The sequence below is a fragment of the Salinicola sp. CR57 genome (genome assembly GCF_003206585.1).
In the GTDB taxonomy this organism is placed as follows: Bacteria; Pseudomonadota; Gammaproteobacteria; order Pseudomonadales; family Halomonadaceae; genus Salinicola; species Salinicola lusitanus.
In genome coordinates, this window is record NZ_PZJL01000006.1 from 52,978 (window position 1) to 72,134 (window position 19,157).

General features: G+C 66.0%; 15 protein-coding genes. 8 read left to right on the plus strand and 7 right to left on the minus strand.

Going from position 1 to position 19,157, the window contains the following annotated elements; genetic code table 11:
- Nucleotides 1-14: 14 nt before the first annotated feature.
- From cysP to ggt, 4 genes are all read right to left on the minus strand, one after another.
- Entirely contained in the window at nucleotides 15-1,043 is a 1,029-nt protein-coding gene (gene cysP, locus DOM56_RS10280; RefSeq protein WP_110708690.1) for a thiosulfate ABC transporter substrate-binding protein CysP, read from the minus strand.
- A gap of 170 nt (nucleotides 1,044-1,213) precedes the next feature.
- On the minus strand, nucleotides 1,214-2,374 hold the full coding sequence (locus DOM56_RS10285; RefSeq protein WP_110708691.1) for an MFS transporter: 1,161 nt from the start codon (nucleotides 2,372-2,374) through the stop codon (nucleotides 1,214-1,216).
- 21 nt (nucleotides 2,375-2,395) lie between these two features.
- Nucleotides 2,396-3,601: an SH3 domain-containing protein gene (locus DOM56_RS10290; RefSeq protein ID WP_110708692.1), complete on the minus strand. Its 1,206-nt coding sequence runs from the start codon at nucleotides 3,599-3,601 to the stop codon at nucleotides 2,396-2,398.
- Nucleotides 3,602-3,669: 68 nt separating this feature from the next.
- Nucleotides 3,670-5,418, minus strand: coding sequence for a gamma-glutamyltransferase (gene ggt / locus DOM56_RS10295; RefSeq protein ID WP_110708693.1), 1,749 nt, complete (start codon nucleotides 5,416-5,418; stop codon nucleotides 3,670-3,672).
- A 304-nt stretch (nucleotides 5,419-5,722) separates the two neighbouring features.
- Here ggt and DOM56_RS10300 point away from each other — a divergent pair, with 304 nt between their 5' ends.
- The 8 genes from DOM56_RS10300 (at nucleotide 5,723) to DOM56_RS10335 (ending at nucleotide 15,639) form a co-directional block, all read left to right on the plus strand.
- Nucleotides 5,723-6,433, plus strand: a complete 711-nt coding sequence (locus DOM56_RS10300; protein ID WP_198655750.1) for a gluconate 2-dehydrogenase subunit 3 family protein — start codon at nucleotides 5,723-5,725, stop codon at nucleotides 6,431-6,433.
- A gap of 3 nt (nucleotides 6,434-6,436) precedes the next feature.
- Nucleotides 6,437-8,209: a GMC family oxidoreductase gene (locus tag DOM56_RS10305; RefSeq protein WP_110708694.1), complete on the plus strand. Its 1,773-nt coding sequence runs from the start codon at nucleotides 6,437-6,439 to the stop codon at nucleotides 8,207-8,209.
- Nucleotides 8,210-8,220: 11 nt separating this feature from the next.
- Nucleotides 8,221-9,546, plus strand: coding sequence for a cytochrome c (locus DOM56_RS10310; RefSeq protein WP_110708695.1), 1,326 nt, complete (start codon nucleotides 8,221-8,223; stop codon nucleotides 9,544-9,546).
- 135 nt (nucleotides 9,547-9,681) lie between these two features.
- Entirely contained in the window at nucleotides 9,682-10,368 is a 687-nt protein-coding gene (gene rpe, locus DOM56_RS10315) for a ribulose-phosphate 3-epimerase (RefSeq protein WP_110708696.1), read from the plus strand.
- 12 nt (nucleotides 10,369-10,380) lie between these two features.
- Entirely contained in the window at nucleotides 10,381-10,713 is a 333-nt protein-coding gene (locus DOM56_RS10320) for a GIY-YIG nuclease family protein (RefSeq protein ID WP_110708697.1), read from the plus strand.
- Between the two features lie 42 nt (nucleotides 10,714-10,755).
- A complete protein-coding gene (locus DOM56_RS10325) occupies nucleotides 10,756-11,502 on the plus strand; it encodes a ParA family protein (protein WP_110708698.1) in 747 nt (248 codons plus the stop codon).
- A gap of 76 nt (nucleotides 11,503-11,578) precedes the next feature.
- Entirely contained in the window at nucleotides 11,579-13,324 is a 1,746-nt protein-coding gene (locus DOM56_RS10330) for a VRR-NUC domain-containing protein (protein WP_110708699.1), read from the plus strand.
- Nucleotides 13,321-15,639: an ATP-dependent DNA helicase gene (locus tag DOM56_RS10335; RefSeq protein ID WP_110708700.1), complete on the plus strand. Its 2,319-nt coding sequence runs from the start codon at nucleotides 13,321-13,323 to the stop codon at nucleotides 15,637-15,639. Before DOM56_RS10330 ends, DOM56_RS10335 begins: the two co-directional genes overlap by 4 nt.
- On the opposite strand, the gene DOM56_RS10340 is transcribed toward DOM56_RS10335, so the two are convergent.
- Genes DOM56_RS10340 through DOM56_RS10350 form a run of 3 tightly spaced genes read right to left on the minus strand, consistent with a single transcriptional unit; the run spans nucleotide 15,636 to nucleotide 19,011 of the window.
- Nucleotides 15,636-16,013: a RidA family protein gene (locus tag DOM56_RS10340; protein ID WP_198655761.1), complete on the minus strand. Its 378-nt coding sequence runs from the start codon at nucleotides 16,011-16,013 to the stop codon at nucleotides 15,636-15,638. The genes DOM56_RS10335 and DOM56_RS10340 overlap by 4 nt on opposite strands.
- A 6-nt stretch (nucleotides 16,014-16,019) precedes the next feature.
- Nucleotides 16,020-17,678 carry a dihydroxyacetone kinase subunit DhaK gene (locus DOM56_RS10345; RefSeq protein ID WP_110708701.1) on the minus strand — a complete coding sequence of 553 codons (1,659 nt, stop codon included), beginning with the start codon at nucleotides 17,676-17,678 and terminating at the stop codon, nucleotides 16,020-16,022.
- A gap of 34 nt (nucleotides 17,679-17,712) precedes the next feature.
- Entirely contained in the window at nucleotides 17,713-19,011 is a 1,299-nt protein-coding gene (locus DOM56_RS10350; RefSeq protein WP_110708702.1) for an NAD(P)/FAD-dependent oxidoreductase, read from the minus strand.
- Between the last annotated feature and the right edge of the window lie 146 nt (nucleotides 19,012-19,157).

Here is a 19,157-nt window from a genome sequence, read left to right on the forward strand (position 1 = left end):
GAGGGCCTGGGCGATCATCGGCGTTGGAGCTGATCCAGTTCACCGCCGCTCGAGAAGTGCGTCTGCATCGCCTCGGGCCAGCTGCCGAAGACATCTTCGACGCGCAGCAGTTCGGTTTCCGGGAACTGGTCGCTGAACTCGGCGGCGACCTTCTCGTCGTTGACGCGGTAGTTGAATCCGGCCAGCAGGCGCTGCGCTTCCTCGGTGTAGAGGTAATCGAGATAGCCCTTGGCCAGATCTTCATTGCCGTTGCGCTGGGCGTACTCGTCGACCACCGCCACCGGGAATTCGGCCAGGATGCTGACGGGGGGCACCACCACCTCGTAGTCGTCCTTGCCGTACTCGTTGCGGATATTGTTGACCTCGGACTCGAAGGTGATCAGGACGTCGCCGATTCCGCGCTCGACGAAGGTCGTCGTGGCGCCGCGGCCGCCGGTGTCGAACACCTCGACGTTGCCGAGGAACGTCTTCATGTAATCCTCGATCTTGGCCTCGTCGCCATCGAAGGCCTGGTCGGCGTAACCCCAGGCCGCCAGGTAGGTATAGCGGCCGTTGCCCGAGGTCTTGGGGTTGGGGAACACCAGCGAGACGTCATCACGGGCGAGATCGTCCCAGTTCTCGATCTGCTTGGGGTTGCCCTTACGCACCAGGAACGCGGTGGTGGAGTAGTAGGGCGAGGCGTTGTTCGGATAGCGCTTCTGCCAATCCTTGGCGACCAGGCCTGCGTCGGCGAGCACGTTGACATCGGTGACCTGGTTGAACGTCACTACATCGGCGCGCAGCCCCTGCATGATCGAACGGGCCTGGGTCGAGGAGCCGCCATGGGACTGCTTGATGCCGACGGTTTCGTCGTGCTGCTCCTGCCACCAGTCGATGAACTTCGGATTGATCGCGGCGAACAGCTCGCGGGCGATGTCATAGGAGGAGTTGAGCAGTTCGCGCGGCTGATCCTGGGCCTGGGCCGGCGACAGGGCGCCCAGCGTCAAGGCCAGGCCAAGAGTGGATGCCGCGAAGAGTGAGCGAGGTCTGGAGAGCCCGAGCATGAGTCTGTTCCCTACGGATTATTAGCGATGCCGGCAAGGCTAGATAAATCCTAATGGAATGACAATTCGTTTACTTAGAACGTTTTTTTATAACTTTGCGCGGTAACTCTATAAGCTCCCGCGGGGGCGAATCGACGACCCGTCGCTTACCACGGGTGGCGGCACCACGCTCATCCCCGGCCGGATGGCTGACCCAAGCGTCGCAAACCGATCAGCCCCAGCAGCGGACCGGGCAGCAGCCACCACGCGATCGTCGCATCCAGCGCAGGGAGCCAAGGGACCAGCAGGCCGATCGAGAGGGCGGAGATGGCGAAGCCGATGGCGTTCTGGAGCGTCAATGCGCTACCGACCAGCCCGGGCGGGCAGGCGTTGGCGGAGAGGGCGGAAAACTGGGGGGAGTCGATCACCGCGAGCAGGCTCCACGCCGCCAGGTACGCGCTCAGGGCGCCGAAACCGAGATGGGGCGCCAGCCACGGATATAGCGCGCAACCCACCGCCGAGCCGGCCAGCCCCAGGGTCGCGACCCGACGGCTGCCGAGGCGCTGACTCATCCAGCCGCCGAGCCAGCAGCCGGGGGCGCCGACGGCGATCAGGGCGAACGCCAACAGCGACAGTGCCCGCGGGGAGAGCTCGGGGTTCGCCGCCACCAGTAGCAGCGGAATCAGCGTCCAGAGCGTGTAGAGCTCCCACATGTGCCCGAAGTAGGCGCTGGCGGCGCGGCGGAAATCGGCGATGCCGAAGGCGGCCAGTCCGGCCAGGCGCGATCTCGGCGGTGGGGCACTCCGTCCGTGGGGAGCGGCATCGCCCAACTGCCAGACGATGGCCGCCGCCAGCAGCGCGAGCAGGGAAGCGAGCCACAGCGTCGCCCGCCAGCTGCCTCCCCACTCGATCCCGGCCAGCAGATGGGGCATCGCGGTGCCCAGGACCAGCATGCCGACCAGCCACGCCAGCCCGAGCCCGGCTCGTCCTGGCGCCCAGCCCACCATCAGTTTCATCCCGATGGGGTAGATGCCGGCCAACGCCAGCCCGGTCACCACGCGCAACCCCACGGCTGGCCAGAGCCCGCCCGCGTAAGGCAGCAGCGCATTGGAGAGCGCGCCGATCAGGCACGACAGCGCGAACAGGCGGCTGGCGGGGGCGCGGTCGGCAAGCCCGCTCAGGCCGATCCCGAGCGTACCGGCCAGGAAACCGATCTGGACCGCGCCGGTCAGCCAGCCCAGGTCGGCCGGCGCGAGATTCCAGGCGGTCTGAAGGTCGCCGATCACGGCGTTGGGCGTGAACCACAGGGCGGTACCGAACCACTCGGCAATGGCAATCAGGACGATGGGCATCGGGAACGCCTGTCGAAGCGGCTAGTCGCTGCCTTGAGAATCATTGGCGGCACGGTCATCTCCGGCACTGTCATCAACCGCATCGCCACCGTCATCAGCCGTCTCCTCGTCAACCTCGTCGTCATCGGCTTTGGCCTTCTGGCCGTAGACGACGGCCCCGGGAATCGCGAATTGGCGCATGCCGGTATCGATCTGGTAGTGATCGCCGATCTTTCTGGCGATGTAATCCGCGCCGGCATTACTGCCATTACCGCTGTCACCGCCATGATTGATTGCGGTCACCATGCCGGTCTCGAACAGGATATGCAGCGACTCTTTCGAGTCCTGGCCTGGAGGCATGGCGATCCAGATGCCCGCATTGCCGGGACCGTCGCGAATCACGCCGAAGGGGCAGCGCTGGGCGGGTTGGCCCGGTTCCAGCACGCAGTCGACCGTACCCGTGGCGTCGAAGTCGTGGTCGCTGCTGTTCAGGCCTTCAAGTTCGGTGTCGCCTCTCGAGGAGCTCGACGCCGATGGCTGGCTTCCTTCGACCAGAAATCGCCCGGCGGCCCAGCCGCGGAGCCCCGAACCCGCGGCGCGAACGTGGCACCAGCGATCGGCGCCGCTCAGACGGCAGCCAAGATTCTCTAGGGTTTCGCCATTGGCCAACTGGCCGGCAATGGCGTACTGCCGGCCAGGACCCGACCGGACGTTGAGCCTGGTCGTCGCGTCTTCCAGCTCCACCTGCCAGTATTTCGGCCCGTCCATTGCCTCGGGTCGGTGGGTTCCTGCGGGCTTGGCGCTGTCCCTGTTCGCCTCGGCCGTCGGGGCCTCGCCCGCTTCGCCGACACCGATGGTCAGCGTGTAGCTCGCCTGTTCGTCACGCCGTGCGGCCGCGCGGACCAGGAACACCTGAACGAGATAGTCGCCGGTTTCCGGCAGGGCGACATCCGCGACGTTGCCCGCCATCATCCCCGCGAACAGGAACTCGCCGCCGTCGTTCGACTTGATATTGAAGTAGACGCTGTCGCGGGAGGCATCCAGATCCACTGACAGGATCTGACCCTGCTTTGCGGCGACGCGATACTCGGCGGTCTGGTCGCCGCTTAGCCGAGCCTCGATCACGCGTTCGGGTTCGCTGGCGGCGAGCGTGATGCGCTCGCCGCTCGTCGATTGGGCGGCGGCGCCGAGTGGCATGACGGCGATCGCCAGCAGGCAGAGGATGTGCCGAGCGGGCGCGGTCAGCATGGCCACCGCCCGGCGTCATCCGCTCGGTGCTGTACGGAGCCGATCCGGGACTTGATATCTCTCATGACTCAAATGCCCATCGCCGACGAGGTCGAGCGTCGCGGGTCGGCACCGCCGGTGAAGGTGCCGTCGTCCTCGATCATGATCGACTGTGCCGCGCCCATCGCCTCCTGCTGGCTGACCTTGTGGCCCATGGCCTCGAGCAGGGCGATGGTATCCGGGCTGATGCCGTCCTCGATGCGGATCTCGTCCGGTAACCACTGGTCGTGGATCCGGGGTGCGCTGACCGCGCTCTGAATGTTCATGCCATGGTCGATCACGTTCATCACCACCTGCAGCGTGGTGGTGATGATGCGCGAGCCCCCCGGGCTGCCGGTCACCAGAAAGTTCTTGCCGTCCTTCTTGACGATGGTCGGCGTCATCGAGGAGAGCATTCGCTTTTCCGGTTCGATCTTGTTGGCTTCCCCGCCGATCAGCCCGTAGGCGTTGGGGGTGCCGGGCTTGGCGGAGAAGTCGTCCATCTCGTTGTTGAGCAGGAAGCCGGCGCCGTCGACGACGATGCCCGAGCCGTAGCTGAAGTTGATGGTGTAGGTGTTGGAGACGGCGAGGCCGCTGTCGTCGGCGATCGAGAAGTGGGTGGTCTCGTTGGACTCGTACGGCAGCGGATCTCCCGCGGCGATCTCGCTGCTGGGCGTGGCCCGGTCGAGGTCGATCTGGTTGCGCAGTTCCTCGGCGTAGGCCTTGGATGTGATGCCTTCGAGCGGGACATCGACGAAATCGGTGTCGCCCAGGTATTCGGCGCGGTCGGCGTAGGCGCGCTTCATCGCCTCGCTCATGACATGGATCGTGCGCGCCGAGTTGAAGCCCATGGCGTGAATGTCGTAGCCCTCGAGGATATTGAGCATCTGCACGATATGCGCGCCGCCGGAGGAGGGAGGGCTCATCGCATAGACGTCGTAGCCGCGGTAGTTGCCGTGGACGGGTTCGCGAATCGTCGGCTGGTAGTCGGCGAGATCCCGTGCCGTCATCAGGCCGCCGTGATTCTGCATCTCGGCGGTGATTAGGCGTGCCGTCTCGCCCTCGTAGAACTCCCGCGGACCGTTCTCGGCGATACGCTTGAGCGTCGCGGCAAGATCGGGCTGGCGAAACCGCTCGCCGGGACGATAGAGCGAGCCGTCCGGCTTGTAGAACACCTTGCGCGTCGACTCCCACTGTTTTAGTCGATCCTGGGACTGCTCGAGCCCCTCGGCGAAGCGTGGCGGGATGATGAACCCTTCCTCCGCCAGCTGGATCGCGGGCGCCAGCGCCTCGGCAAGCGTCATCGTGCCGTACTGGTCCAGCGCCATCGCCAGGCCGGCCACGGTGCCGGGCACGCCGGAGGCGTTGTGGGTATAGCGCGAGAGTTCGGAGACGGCCTCGCCCTGTTCGTTCTGGAACATGGTCTCGTAGGCCGCGGCGGGCGCCTTCTCGCGGTAGTCGATGGCGATGACCTTGTCGCTCTTTTCGTCGGAGATCAGCATGAATCCGCCGCCGCCGATATTGCCCGATCGGGGCTGGGTCACTGCCAGCGCGAAACCGGCGGTGACGGCCGCATCGACCGCGTTGCCGCCATCCTCGAGAACCTCGTGAGCGATCTGTGAGGCGAGGTAGTGACTGGTGGCGACCATCCCGTGCTCGCCGACCTGGGGATGGAAACGCTCGCCCTCGAGAATGGCGGCCTGACCCAGCGAGGCCACCGAGTAGGCGAAGGTCAGGCAGAAGACGCAGAGTCCGGCGACCCGGCGAGGATAGTTCTTGGCGGGGGTGAGTCTCGGCATGCGGTTACCCTCGAAATGCGATTGTTGTCATGGCTGAGCTGAATCGTGAAACCTGTTGAGCGCTCGATTAACGCCTTGGGCAGTATAGAAATTTTTCGTCATGAATGTCGTTTTCGGGTATTTGATTCCCGTGCTAAGCAGTTTTAGGTGTGATAATTTGTCGCATGTCATTCAGAGGAATTAACAAATAACTGGCGGTTATGAACTGCCCGAACAGCGGCGCCTGACCGCCGTTGGTCGATAACAAGGCTCGGAGCCAACGAGCCGAACGCTGTGCTTCACCCGGACTGTGAAGGAGATAACCATGAGCTCAGAGCTCAAGAACGCGTCGCGTCGGGGGTTCATCAAGGGATCGCTGATGATGATTCCAGCGGTGACCGTCGGCAGTGGCGTATCGCTGACCGCCGCGGCCGCGGAGCCCGCCGCCAATCTCGACGCCTATCAGCCGACGTTTTTCGATGCCGACGAGTGGCGATTCATTCTGGCCGCCTGCGATCGCCTGATCCCCAGCGATGGCGAAGGTCCGGGGGCGCTCGAGACCAATGTGCCGATCTTCATCGACCAGCAGATGGAGGGCAAATTCGGCCATGCGACGGACTGGTACATGAAAGGGCCGTTTCACCCGGACGTTTCGCCGCTGTTCGGCTATCAGTCGCCACTGGTGCCGCGGGAGGTCTATCGCAAGGGGATCGCGGCAACGGGGCGCCATTGCCAGGACAATCACGGCAAGGGGTTCGCAGCGCTCGACGCCGACACCCAGACCCAGATACTGACGCAGTTGGAGAAAGGGGAGATCGAGTTCGACGATGTCTCTTCCGGGCAGTTCTTCGCGTTTCTGCTGCAGAACACCAAGGAAGGCTATTTCGCCGACCCGATTCATGGGGGCAACAAGCACATGGCGTCGTGGAAGTTCATCGGCTTCCCCGGCGCGCGTGCCTCATACCTGGAGTGGGTCGAACAACACAACAAGGCTTATCCGCTCGGTCCGGTCAGCCTTACCGGAGAGAGGGGGTAGATCATGGCCAAGACCAACCCGCATGTGGATGTCGTACTGATCGGCCTCGGCTGGACCAATTCGATCATGGGCATGGAGATGACCGATGAAGGTCTCAGCGTGCTGGCGCTGGAGCGCGGCCCGGATCAGGATACCGTGCCCGATTTCGCCTATCCCAAGATGGCCGATGAGCTGACCTACGGCGTTCGCTATCAACTGATGCAGCGCCCGGCCAAGAGCACGCTCACCGTCCGCCATGGGGTCCGGGATCTGGCGGTGCCGTATCGTAGCCTGGGATCGTTTCTGCCGGGCAACGGCGTCGGCGGTGCCGGGACGCACTGGAACGGGCATACCTGGCGTCCGCAGCCGCAGGAGCTGCGGTTGAAGAGCTACGTCGAGGAGACGTTCGGCGCGGATACCATTCCCGAAGAGATGGCCATCCAGGACTTCGGGGTCAGTTACGACGAGCTCGAGCCGCATTTCGACTTCTTCGAGAAAGTCGCCGGCATCGCCGGCAAGGCCGGCAACCTCAACGGCGAGATCCAGGAGGGTGGCAACCCCTTCGAAGGCTGGCGCTCCGACGAGTATCCCATGCCGCCGATGAAGCGGACCCTCAACGACACCCTGTTCCGCGACATGGCTGCCGAGCAGGGGCTGCACCCGTTCCCGATGCCTGCGGCCAACGCCTCCGAGGCGTACACCAACCCCTACGGCATGCAGCTGGCACCATGCAACTACTGCGGGTTCTGCGAGCGCTACGGCTGCCTCAACTACTCCAAGTCGTCGCCGCAGACCTGCGTGCTGGGCGCGCTCAAGCAGCGCAAGAACTTCGCCTATCGCGCCAACTGCGAGGTGATGAAGGTCAATCTCGCCAGTGACGGCAAGACCGCCACCGGTGTCACCTACATCGACGAGAACGGCGACGAGGTGATCCAGCCGGCCGATCTGGTGATCATGGGCGCCTATTCGCTGCACAACGTGCATCTGCTGCTGCTCTCCGGCATCGGCAAGCCCTACGACCCCATCAGCGGCGAAGGGGTGGTCGGCAAGAACTACGCCTACCAGATGAACGGCGGCGCCACGCTCTACTTCAAGGACAAGGAGTTCAACCCGTTCATCGGCGCGGGGGCCAACGCCGAGGTGCTCAACGATTTCGGCGTCGAGCAGATCGATTTCGGTCAGGCGGGGTTCATCGGCGGATCCTACTTCAGCGCGGCCATGACCAACGGCCAGCCGATTCGCAACATGCCGTTGCCCAAGGGCGCTCCCAGCTGGGGCGCGCAATGGAAGCAGGCGGTCCAGGAGACCTACGGTCATACCATGACCATCGGCTCCCACGGCAGCAACATGTCCTATCGCGACTGCTACCTGGATCTCGATCCGACCTACACCGACGATCACGGTCGCCCGCTGATGCGCATGACCTTCAACTGGAAGGACAATGACGTGCGCATGACCCAGTTCATGAAGCAGAAGATCGATATCCTCTCCAAGGCCCTGAAGCCGGACGACTACAAGCTGTCGTTCAAGGATTTCGACTCCCAGTACGACGTCCGGCCTTACCAGACCACCCACAACGTGGGCGGCGCGATCATGGGGACCGACCCGACATCCAGCGTGCTCAACCGCTATCTGCAGACCTGGGACGTTCACAACGTCTTCGTGATGGGTGCCAGTGCCTTCCCGCAGAACATCCAGTACAACCCGACCGGGCTGGTCGGCGGGCTGACGTACTGGGCGGCCAAGGCGATCCGCGAGCAGTACCTGCCCAATCCCGGACCACTGGTTCAAGCCTGAGGAGTGCGATCATGATTCATCGATACTGGATGCCCGCACTCATCGGGTGCGGTGTGCTGGGAACGGCGACGATCGCCATGGCGGCACAGCAGAGCGAGGTCGAGCGTGGGGCGTATCTCGCGCGAGCGGGTGACTGCGTGGCCTGCCATACGGCGCCGGAAGGCAAGCCCTTCGCCGGCGGGCTGAAGATCGAAAGCCCGTTCGGCACGATCGTCTCGACCAATATCACCCCCGACCCGGAAGCGGGCATCGGCAACTATTCGCGGGACGAGTTCGCCGCCGCGCTGCGCGAGGGCAAGCGCGCCGATGGCGCCAACCTGTATCCGGCGATGCCGTATCCCTCCTACGCCAAGTTGACCGACGACGATATCGACGCCCTCTATGCCTACTTCATGCAGGGGATCGAACCTGTCGCCGAGAAGGCGCCGGAGAGCGATGTCAGCTTCCCGTTCAACCAGCGCTGGGGCATCAGCCTGTGGAACTGGATGTTCGCCGACGCCGACACCTTCGAGCCCGAGCCGGGTCAGAGTGAGCAACTCGCGCGCGGCGCCTATCTGGTCCAGGGGCTGGGTCACTGCGGCAGTTGCCACACGCCTCGCGGCCTGCTGTTCCAGGAGAAGGCGCTGGATGACAGCGACGATGCCTATCTGACCGGCGAGACGCTGGAGGGGTGGTGGGCGCCCAACCTGCGTGGCGGTGGCGGTGACGACAATGGCGGACGAGGGCTGCAGAACTGGAGCGCCGACGACATCGTCGCCTACCTCGCCACCGGGCGTAACGATCACAGCGCGGTGACCGGCGAGATGACCTCGGTCGTCGCCAACAGCACGTCGCATCTGAGCGACGAGGATCTGCATGCGATGGCGGCCTATCTCAAGTCTCTGCCGCGTGCCGCCGACGGTGAGAAGTCGACCCGCAGCGAGACGACGCCGGAACAGACCGAGAAGATGCTCACCGCCGCCGATGTCGAGGGCAAGCCGGGTGCGCGGCTCTATCTGGATAACTGCAACGCCTGTCACTTCGCCAACGGTCAGGGCGCGCCACAGGTCTTCCCCTCGCTGGTGGACAACGAACTGGTCAACGCCGACGATCCCACCGGGCTCGTTCATGTCATCCTGGCCGGGGCGCGTCTGCCATCGACGCCCGACAAACCGGAAGCGCTGGCGATGCCGGACTTCGGCTGGCGGCTCTCCGACGAGGAGGCCGCGCAGCTGGCGACCTTCGTTCGTGGCGCCTGGGGCAACCACGGCGGCGAGGTGACCGCCGATCAGGTCGCGGAGGTCCGCAAGTCGTTGCCGGAGGATCGCCAGAGCAGCAAGCCCGACTTCGTGGATTGAATCCTCGCCGACAGCTCGATCGAGCCGCCTCGCTGGTGTCGCCAGCGAGGCGGTTTTGCGTCCCGCCCGCCAAACGTCGAGATACGTGCGCTAGAATGGGCGGCAGAAGCCAGCCAGCACAAGGATCCCCCGCTCATGCGCGATTTCAAGATTGCCCCCTCGATTCTCTCCGCCAACTTCGCCTGCCTGGGGCAGGAGGTCGATGACGTGCTGGCGTCGGGGGCCGACATCATTCATTTCGATGTGATGGATAACCACTACGTGCCCAACCTGACGATGGGGCCGATGGTGTGTGAGGCGTTGCGCAAGCACGGCATCACCGCGCCAATCGACTGTCATCTGATGGTCAAGCCGGTGGATCGGTTGATCGGCGACTTCATCGACGCCGGTGCCAGCTACGTGACCTTCCACCCCGAGGCTTCCGAGCACATCGACCGCTCGCTGCAGCTCATCCGCAGCCACGGGTGCAAGGCGGGGCTGGTGTTCAATCCGGCCACGCCGCTCTCCTACCTGGACTACGTGATGGACAAGGTCGACATGATCCTGATCATGAGCGTCAACCCCGGCTTCGGCGGCCAGTCCTTCATCCCCGCCGCGCTGGACAAGCTCAGGGAGGCGCGCCGGCGTATCGACGCCAGCGGATTGCCGATCCGGCTGGAGGTCGATGGTGGCGTGGGGCCGGACAACATTGCCGAGATCGCCGGGGCGGGGGCCGACACCTTCGTTTCCGGCTCGGCGATCTTCAAGGCCCGCAGCCTCGATGATGCCCATCGCTACGACGGCGTGATCGGCAGTATGCGCTCGGCACTGGCCGGGCACTGAGCACCAGTGTCGATGCCAGCCGACCCGGCAACGGACGCGCCGTCACGACAGTGGTATCTCTATCTCGTCGAGATGGCCAACGGCTCGCTCTATACCGGCATCACCACCGATATCGAGCGGCGTTTCGCCCAGCACGTCAACGGCAAGGGCGCACGTGCGCTGCGTGGCAAGGGGCCATTGACCCTGCGCCACGCCCAGGCGGTCGGCAGTCACGGTGACGCGCTCAGGCTCGAGGCGGCGATCAAGCGACTCAGCGCCGCCGGCAAACGGCGCTGGCTCGAGCGTCAGGTGTTGTCATCATCTTGTCATCGAAACGTCATCTCCGTGGATCCGCCCACCCCGTAGAATCCGAGACACTATCCGGCGACTCAGGGAAATGTCTCGATCATGAAAGTGGTGGCCCTGCATAATTTCAAAGGCGGCGTCGGCAAGAGCTCGGCCGCCGTCAATCTGGCCCGGGAAGCCAACCGCGACGGTCTGCCGGTTCTGTTGTGGGACCTCGATGCGCAGGGTGCCGCCACCTGGATACTCGGCGGGGAAAACGGCATGAGCCGCAAGGTCGGCAAGCTGCTGGCGGGGAAATCCCCGCTGGGCGAGCAGGTCCAGCACACGCCGTGGGAGCGGTTCGATCTGTTGCCGGCGGATATTCGGCTGCGTGATCTCGATCGCCTGCTCGATGACAACGCCGATGGCGGCAAGCACCTCAAGCGGCTGATCGCGCCGTTCAGCGAGGAGTATGCGCTGATGGTGCTGGACTGCCCGCCCGGGCTTTCCACGCTGGCTGAACAACTCATCCGTGCCGCCGATCGTATCCTGGTGCCGACCATTCCCAGCCCGCTGTCGGTCCAGGCCTTCTCGCGCATGGTCGATCATCTCGACCTCAAGAAACGCCAGCGCCAGCGGCTCACGCCGTTCTTCAACCTGGTCGACCGACGTCGGACGCTGCACCGCGAGTGGCTCGAGGCACCGCCGGCCGCCATCGGGACGCCGATGCAAACCTGGATTCCCTACGCCAGCGACGTCGAACGCATGAGCCTGGAGTGCAGTCCGCTGGCCGACCTGGCGCCACGCAGTCGCGCCACCCACGCCTACCGTCGTCTCTGGCAGGAGCTCAAGGCGGGGCTGGGAGAGTAATAGGCTGCAAGACTTCGAACGGCAGTGACAGGTCTGTATACTTAGCCAGTGTTTTGAGTCCGACACTGGGGACGCCATGGCGCTGCCGACGCTCGAAGACCCGCTCTACTATCTCGCCAATTTCCGCCGCGTGCTCGACTGGCTGACGTCGCGTTACGCCGACGTGCTGAGTGTCGACGAAGCCGCTTTCATCGATGATTTCGAACGCCTGCCCCAGCCTTCCCAGGCGCTGCTGGTCAGGATGATCATGCGTCGGGGCGTCGATTTCCGCGCCAGCCGCCTCGACTATGCCGAGATCGGCGATACGCCGGCGGCGGCCGGGCCGCTGATCGCGGCCGGCTGGATCGAGGAGGGCGCGCCGCTGTCGCCGGAGGTGCTGTTCGCGCTGACGACCCGGCCGGAGATCGCTGCGCACCTGGGCGGCTGGCTGGCGAGCCTCGGTGTCTCCCGGAGCGCCGCCAAGGGGGCATGGCTGACGGCGCTGCAGGCGGCGTCTCCCGAGCCTCGCCCCCTGGCCGAGTGGGCCCCCGAGCTCGAGGACCGTCACTACCGGCTGGGCGTCGATGCGATGTGCGAGCGTTTCCGGCTGATGTTCTTCGGCAATCTGCGCCAGCAGTGGTCGGAGTTCGTGCTGGCGGAGCTCGGCGTCTACCGTTTCGAGACCGTCGAGCTGGAGGCAACCTCGCGGGCGTTTTCCCGACGCCAGGAACTGGAGGCCTATCATCACCTGCACCGCTGCCGGGAGCGCTTCGAGGCCGATGAGGCGATGGCGTCGCTGCTGGCCGATATTCCACGCGAGCCGTTTGCCAATGAGTGGCTGGAGCGGCGCCGGGGGCGGTTGATCTACAAGCTGGCCTACCGCCTCGAGCGCCAGGGTGAGCTCGACCAGGCGCTGAGTCTCTACCGGGAAAGTTCGGCACCGGAGGCGCGGCTTCGCCAGGTTCGGGTGCTGGAGGCGCAGCAGGCGACGGCAGCGGCGCTGGCGCTGGCGGAACGGGCGGCAGCCGACCCCGTCAGCGCGGCGGAGCATCAGGCGCTGGAACGGGTGCTGCCCCGGCTTCGTCGCAAGCTCGGTCAGGCGCCGGGGCGCCGGCCGGAAGCGGCAGAGCCGCCACGTCTGGACCTGGTGTTACCTCGCGCCGCCAGCGTCGAGCGGGCGGTGGCCCGGCATCTCTGCCGTGACGAGGCGCCGGTCTGCTACGTCGAGAACGCGCTCGTCAATGGCCTGTTCGGGCTGCTCTGCTGGGATGCGATCTTCGCGCCACTGCCAGGGGCCTTCTTTCATCCGTTTCACTCGGGGCCGGTGGATCTGTTCGAGGCGGACTTCCAGGCGCGCCGGCGCGACCGGTTCGACGACTGCCTGGCAGCGCTCGAGACGGGCGACCACGCCGCGATCATCCGTCGACGCTACCGCGAGAAGTGGGGGACCCAGTCGCCCTTCGTGTTCTGGGAGGCGCTCGACGAGCACCTGCTGGAGCTGGCCCTCCAGTGCATCCCGGCGCGCCACCTGCGGCTCTGGTTCGAGCGGCTGCTCGGCGACGTCCGTGCCAACCGCGCCGGGATGCCGGACCTGATCCAGTTCTGGCCGCAGGGCGGGGATCCCTCCCAGGCGACGCAGGACGCCACCGCGCCGGCTTATCGCATGATCGAAGTGAAGGGGCCCGGCGATCGCCTGCAGGACAACCAGAAGCGCTGGCTGGAGTTCTGCGCCCGACACGACATGCCGGTCAGTGTCTGCTACGTCAGTTGGGACCCCGAGGGCGATATCGAGGCGCCAGGCCTGTCCGGTTCCGATACGGCCGTCGCCGGGGGCGACTCTTGAGCTATCGGATCGCCGTTCGGGCGCTGTGCGAGTTCGCTGCCAAGCGAGGTGATCTCGATCTTCGCTTCACGCCGTCGCCCTCGGCACAGGAGGGGATCGCCGGCCATCAACTCGTCGCGGAGCGCCGCGGGGAGCGTTACGAGCGCGAGATTGCCTTGGCCGGCAGCTATCATCACCTGGAGGTACGCGGGCGTGCCGATGGCTACGATCCCGACGCCAATCGGCTGGAGGAGATCAAGACCCATCGCGGCGATCTCGCCCGTCAGCCGGCCAATCAGCGCGCGCTGCACTGGGCCCAGGCCAAGACCTATGGACACCTGCTGTGTGCCGAGCGCGGGCTGGATCAACTCACGGTGACGCTGGTCTACTTCGACATCGTCAGCCAGCGCGAGACGGCCCTGAGCGAACCATGCTCCGCCGGGGCCCTGCGGGCCGAGTTCGAGACCCACTGCCAGGCTTTCCTGGCCTGGGCGCAGCAGGAGCTGGCGCACCGCCGCCGCCGGGACGACGCCCTGAGGTCGCTCCGCTTTCCTCATGCCGGTTTCCGCCAGGGCCAGCGGCCGTTGGCCGAATCCGTCTACAAGGCCATTCATACCGGCCGCTGGCTGATGCTGCAGGCGCCCACCGGCATCGGCAAGACCCTGGGGACACTGTTCCCCCTGCTCAAGGCGATGCCCGGCGAGCCGTTGGACAAGGTCTTCTTCCTGACGGCGCGCAATACCGGGCAGCGACTCGCCCTCGAGGCATTGCAAACGCTGGGCGTGGACCATCGTCGCCACGGCGCAGCCGGGTCGAGTGTCGCCGCGGCCGCCGAGAGCGGGGCGCTGCCCCTGCGGGTGCTGACGCTGACGTCTCGTGACAAGAGTTGTGAGCATCCCGACAAGGCCTGTCACGGCGACGCCTGCCCGCTGGCCGCCGGTTTCTACGATCGCCTGCCCGCGGCCCGCGCAGCGGCGGTCGAGCGCGGCTGGCTCGATCGTGCCGGGCTGCAGGATACCGCGCTCGCCCACGACATCTGCCCCTATTACCTCGGTCAGGAGATGGCGCGCTGGGCCGATGTCGTGGTCGGCGACGTCAACTACTGGTTCGATTTCCACGCCATGCTCTATGCCCTGAGCCAGCAGCAGCAGTGGCGGGTGGGCGTGCTCGTCGACGAGGCTCACAATCTGGTGGCGCGCGGGCGCGGCATGTACAGCGCGACGCTGGATCACGGCGCCTTCAGGCGTCTGAAGCCGACGTTGCCGGCGCCGCTCAAGCGGCCGTTCTCGCGGGTGGCCACCATCTGGCAGGCGCTGGCGGACGAGAGCGACGCCGACTACCGGGTGATCGAGACGCTGCCCGGCAAGCTGATCGGGGCGCTGCAGCAAGCGGTGTCGCAGGTCGTCGAGTATCAGAGCGAGCAGCCGATCGCGCTCGACAGTGAGCTGCAGCGATTCGCCTTCGATGCCCAGCATTTCTGCCGGGTCGCCGATGTCTTCGGCGCGCATTCGATCTGCGACGTGACCCGTCAGGCGCCCCGCGGGCGCCAGCGACGCGCAGGGGCGGAGGTGACGTTACGCAATGTGGTGCCGGCACCGTTTTTGGCGCCGCGATTCGCCGCGGCCCATGGCGGTACCCTGTTCTCCGCCACGCTGGCGCCGGAAGCCTACTATCGCGATCTGCTCGGCGTGGCTCCGGAGGCGCCGTGGCTATCGCTGGGTTCGCCGTTTCACGACTCCCAGCTCGAGGTGCAGATCGCCGCCCGCCTATCGACCCGTTACGCTGACCGGGAGTCATCCCTGACCCCGCTGGCGGACCGTATCGCCGCCCAGTTCCGTCAACGACGCGGCAACTACCTGGCATTCTTCTCGAGCTTCGCCTATCTCGAGCGGGTCGCCGATCGCGTGGCCGAGCGCCATCCCGACTTGCCGCTGTGGCGACAGGCCGCGCGGATGAATGATGCCGATCGCGAGGCGTTTCTGGCACGTTTCGAGAGCGGCGGAGTGGGGGTGGGGTTCGCGGTGCTCGGTGGGATCTTCGGCGAGGGCATCGATCTACCCGGCGATCGCCTGATCGGCGCCTTCGTCGCGACCCTGGGACTGCCCCAGGTCAACCCGGTCAACGAGCAGATGAGAGCCCGCCTGCAGGCACTCTACGGTCGGGGTTACGACTACGCCTACTTCTTCCCCGGCATGCAGAAGGTAGTGCAGGCCGCCGGACGCGTGATTCGCTCGCCCCAGGACGAGGGCGTGATCCACCTGCTGGACGACCGCTTCGCCCGGCGCGAGGCCCGGGCCCTGCTGCCGGACTGGTGGCCGCCGGCCAGCCTCGACTAGTCGCCGAGTCGGGCGGACTGCACGGCGGTACACTTGATTTCGACCAGTAGCCCGGGATGAGCGAGATCGGCGATCCCGATGACCGTCCAGGCGCAGGTGCCCCGGGGAAATGCCGCGTCTTTCACTTTTCGGAACACTTCCATGTGGCGGTGCAGGTCCACGTGGTAGGTCGTCATGTCGACGATGTCGTCGAACGTACAGCCGCCGGCGGCGAGGACACTGCGCAGATTCTCCCAGCACGCCTGGAACTGGGCTTCAGGGTCCGAGATAACCTCCAGCGCCGGCGTTCGTCCGACTTGGCCGGCGCGTAGCCCGCCCGCTCTGCCAATCGCTCCATGCCCGGCGGGATGATGATCTCCAGGTCGGCGGTCGATTCGACTTCAGGCATCTCGGTCATGGGTCAACGCCTCGAACACTCTCGCCACGGCTTCGGCGCCGGGGTCGACGACACCCTTGAGCGCGCTTTCCGGCACATAGGCGGAGCGACCGGCGTTGGCGCGGACGAGCCGGGCGGTAGCCTGGGCGCCATCGCGAGCGGCCTGCGCTGCCTGGGACAGCGTTTCTCCCCGCTGCAGCGATTCGATGGCGGGCACCAGGGCGTCGAGCATGGTGCGATCGCCGGGCCTGGCGCCGCCGTAGGCCTGCATCTTCTCGACACCGGCGGCCAGTGCCTCCTGCAGATCGCCGCGCTGGTCCAGCGAAGCCGCCGCTGCAGTGAACAGGATCGACAGCAGGACGCCGCTGGAACCACCCATGTCGCGGGAAAGGAGCTGGCCGATACCGGCGAACATCAATGGCAGGGCTTCGGTGTTGAGCCGCCGGGTCGATAGCGCCTTGGCGATCGACTCGGCGCCGCTTTCCATGCTGGCGCCGGCGTCGCCGTCGCCGCTCTTGGCATCCAGCGCATCGAGTTCCGCGCGTGATTGGCGCAGGGTCGCGATGACTCGCTCCAGAAGGGCGGAAGTGGCGGGATCCTGCGGGGCCTCGTCGGCCAGCGCCTCATGATCCTGTCGGGTATCCGGCGAAAAGCGGGCGGGAACCCGGGCGGCGTGCAGCCCGGGCCAGGCCGGCGCCGTCGTCGGAGCCGTCAGTGCCTCCACCAGATCGTCGTCGGCCGGCAGCAGCGTGAGCGAGAAGCCGTGCATGTCCAGCGAGGTCATCAGCGGCGCCGGGCCGATCAGATGGGCTATCTGATCGACGCCCAGTTGGTTTAACAGGCTGGCGGCGAGCACCCCCATCTCCTGGGTGGAGCAGCTCCCCAGGTCGTTGAGCATCGCGATCCAGGGGCCGGACAACTGGCGCTCGGACAGTGCGTCGCGCAGCGGCTCGAGCACTAGTTGCATCGCCTCGTCGGCGCTGTGCGGGTCGACCTCCCGCGTGCCGGTCTCGTTGTGAATGCCCAGGCCCAGCTCCGGCGAGCGTTCGGCCGCCGCCTGGCCCGGTTGGGCCGCGGCGCTGAGCGCCATGCCCAGCGACCCCATGCGCTGGCACAGGGCTTCGGCCCGTTCGCGGATCACGTCCAGCGGCAGTTCCCGGCTCGCCAGATGACCGCTCAGCTTGTGCACCAGCACGGTACCGGCGATGCCTCGGGGCTGGGGGGCGTCCTCGATGGCGACATCGTCGGCGACGATGACCATGGCGACGTCCAGCCCCTCGCCCCGGGCCCGCTCGGCGGCGAGACCGAAGTTGAGGCGGTCGCCGGTGTAGTTCTTGACCACCAGCAGGCAGCCGGCCGCGCCGCAAACTTCGCGAATGGCCGCGAGTACTGCCTCGACGCTGGGCGAGGCGAACAGGCTGCCGGAGATCGCGCCGGTCAACATGCCTTCGCCGATATAACCGGCGTGTGCCGGCTCGTGACCGGCACCACCACCGGACAGTATCGCCGCCTGGCGTCGGCCCTGATCCGCCTTGTCCCAATCGCGCCGGATCAGGATCCGCAGGCCGCTTTCCGGCTCGGCGACCCGCACTGGGGCGGTCGCCGCCACCGCCCGTAGAATCTCGTCGACGACGTCGCCCGGGGCGTTATAGAAACGATCCATGATCTCTCTCCGCTGACGTTTCGGGGTCGATGCCTCAGTGCAATTTCATCTTCGGCCTGATGTAGCGGTTGAGGCCATCGACGATGACCGTCATGCCTGTCTTGAAGATGCCGTGAATCGCCATCTGGTGCATCCGGTAGAGGGAAGCGTAGAACAGTTTGGCCAGCCGGCCCTCGATGAACAGGCTGCGCGCTGAGGCGCCACGCATCAGGCTGCCAACCGCCTCGAAGTGGGCCAGCGAGATCAGCGAGCCCCGATCGCGGTAGACGAACGGCTTGAGGGGCTTGCCGTCCATGGCGGCACGCAGATTGTGGTAGCAGTGGGTCGCCTGCTGGTGGGCCGCCTGGGCCCGGGGTGGCACGCGCTTGTCGCCGGGCTGCGGGCAGGAGGCGCAGTCACCGAAGGCGAAGATGCGCTCGTCGTCGAGGCTCTGCAAGGTCTCGTGGACCTTGACCTGGTGGTTGCGCTCGGTGGCGAGCCCCAGCTGCGACAGGAATTCCGGCGCGCGAATGCCGGCGGCCCAGACGCTGAGGTCCGTCTCCAGCGGCTCGCCGTCGGCGGTAATGAAACCGTGGGCGTTGGCCTCGGTGACCCGGGTATCGACATGGATCTTGACCCCGAGCCGCTCGAGCTCGCCGTGAACCGCACGGCTGATCCGCTCCGGCAGGGCCGGCAGGATGCGCGGTGCCGCTTCGATCAGGTGGACTTCGAGCTTGCCGCTGTCGAGCGCCGTGAACCCGTAGCTGTGCAGCATCCGGGAGGCGCCGAAGAGTTCGGCGGCCAGCTCGACGCCGGTGGCGCCCGCGCCGACCAGACCGACGGTCAGCTTGGGGTGTGTCCGGCGCTCCGGATCGCTGTAGCGCAGGAAGGTATTGAGCATGTTGCGGCGAAAACTCTCCGCCTGCTGCGGGCTGTCGATGAAGTGGCAGTGCTTGGCCACACCGGGCGTGCCGAAATCGTTGGAGACGCTGCCGACGGACAGCACCAGGTAGTCGTACTCGAGCTCACGGGCCGGCAGCACGACGGCGTCGTCCTGGTCGTGGATCGGCTCCAGCGTGAGGGTGCGGTTGTCACGATCGATGGCACTCAGCGTACCCCGCTGGAAGCGGTAGCCGTGACTCTTGGAGTGGCCCTGGTAGGAGACCTCGTCGAGCCCCGAGTCGAGGGTGCCGGTGGCGATCTCGTGCAGCAGCGGCTTCCAGATGTGAGTGGGATTGCGGTCGACGAGGACGATGTCGGCGCGCTGGGACTTGCCGAGCTTGCGACCCAGGCGGGTTGCCAGCTCGAGTCCGCCCGCGCCGCCACCGACCACGACAATGCGTGGTGTGGTCATGGGGAAACTCCAATCGAGAAATCGGAAAAATGAGAAGGGTACAGCCGGGGAAACCGGGATCGTCGTGTCGGGTGTTTCGAGGGGGCTCGGAGAGGATGGCTGGTGAAAGGCAGGCACACCGAGAGCCGAGTGATGACGACATCGGA

Excerpts from the sequence above, each read along its gene's own strand:
- DOM56_RS10300 (WP_198655750.1), top strand. The coding sequence starts at position 5,723 with ATGAGCTCAGAGCTCAAGAACGCGTCGCGTCGGGGGTTCATCAAGGGA.
- DOM56_RS10320 (WP_110708697.1), top strand. The coding sequence starts at position 10,381 with ATGCCAGCCGACCCGGCAACGGACGCGCCGTCACGACAGTGGTATCTC.
- DOM56_RS10290 (WP_110708692.1), bottom strand. The coding sequence starts at position 3,601 with ATGCTGACCGCGCCCGCTCGGCACATCCTCTGCCTGCTGGCGATCGCC.
- DOM56_RS10345 (WP_110708701.1), bottom strand. The coding sequence starts at position 17,678 with ATGGATCGTTTCTATAACGCCCCGGGCGACGTCGTCGACGAGATTCTA.
- rpe (WP_110708696.1), top strand. The coding sequence starts at position 9,682 with ATGCGCGATTTCAAGATTGCCCCCTCGATTCTCTCCGCCAACTTCGCC.
- DOM56_RS10310 (WP_110708695.1), top strand. The coding sequence starts at position 8,221 with ATGATTCATCGATACTGGATGCCCGCACTCATCGGGTGCGGTGTGCTG.
- DOM56_RS10330 (WP_110708699.1), top strand. The coding sequence starts at position 11,579 with ATGGCGCTGCCGACGCTCGAAGACCCGCTCTACTATCTCGCCAATTTC.
- DOM56_RS10325 (WP_110708698.1), top strand. The coding sequence starts at position 10,756 with ATGAAAGTGGTGGCCCTGCATAATTTCAAAGGCGGCGTCGGCAAGAGC.
- DOM56_RS10305 (WP_110708694.1), top strand. The coding sequence starts at position 6,437 with ATGGCCAAGACCAACCCGCATGTGGATGTCGTACTGATCGGCCTCGGC.
- DOM56_RS10350 (WP_110708702.1), bottom strand. The coding sequence starts at position 19,011 with ATGACCACACCACGCATTGTCGTGGTCGGTGGCGGCGCGGGCGGACTC.
- DOM56_RS10285 (WP_110708691.1), bottom strand. The coding sequence starts at position 2,374 with ATGCCCATCGTCCTGATTGCCATTGCCGAGTGGTTCGGTACCGCCCTG.
- cysP (WP_110708690.1), bottom strand. The coding sequence starts at position 1,043 with ATGCTCGGGCTCTCCAGACCTCGCTCACTCTTCGCGGCATCCACTCTT.
- ggt (WP_110708693.1), bottom strand. The coding sequence starts at position 5,418 with ATGCCGAGACTCACCCCCGCCAAGAACTATCCTCGCCGGGTCGCCGGA.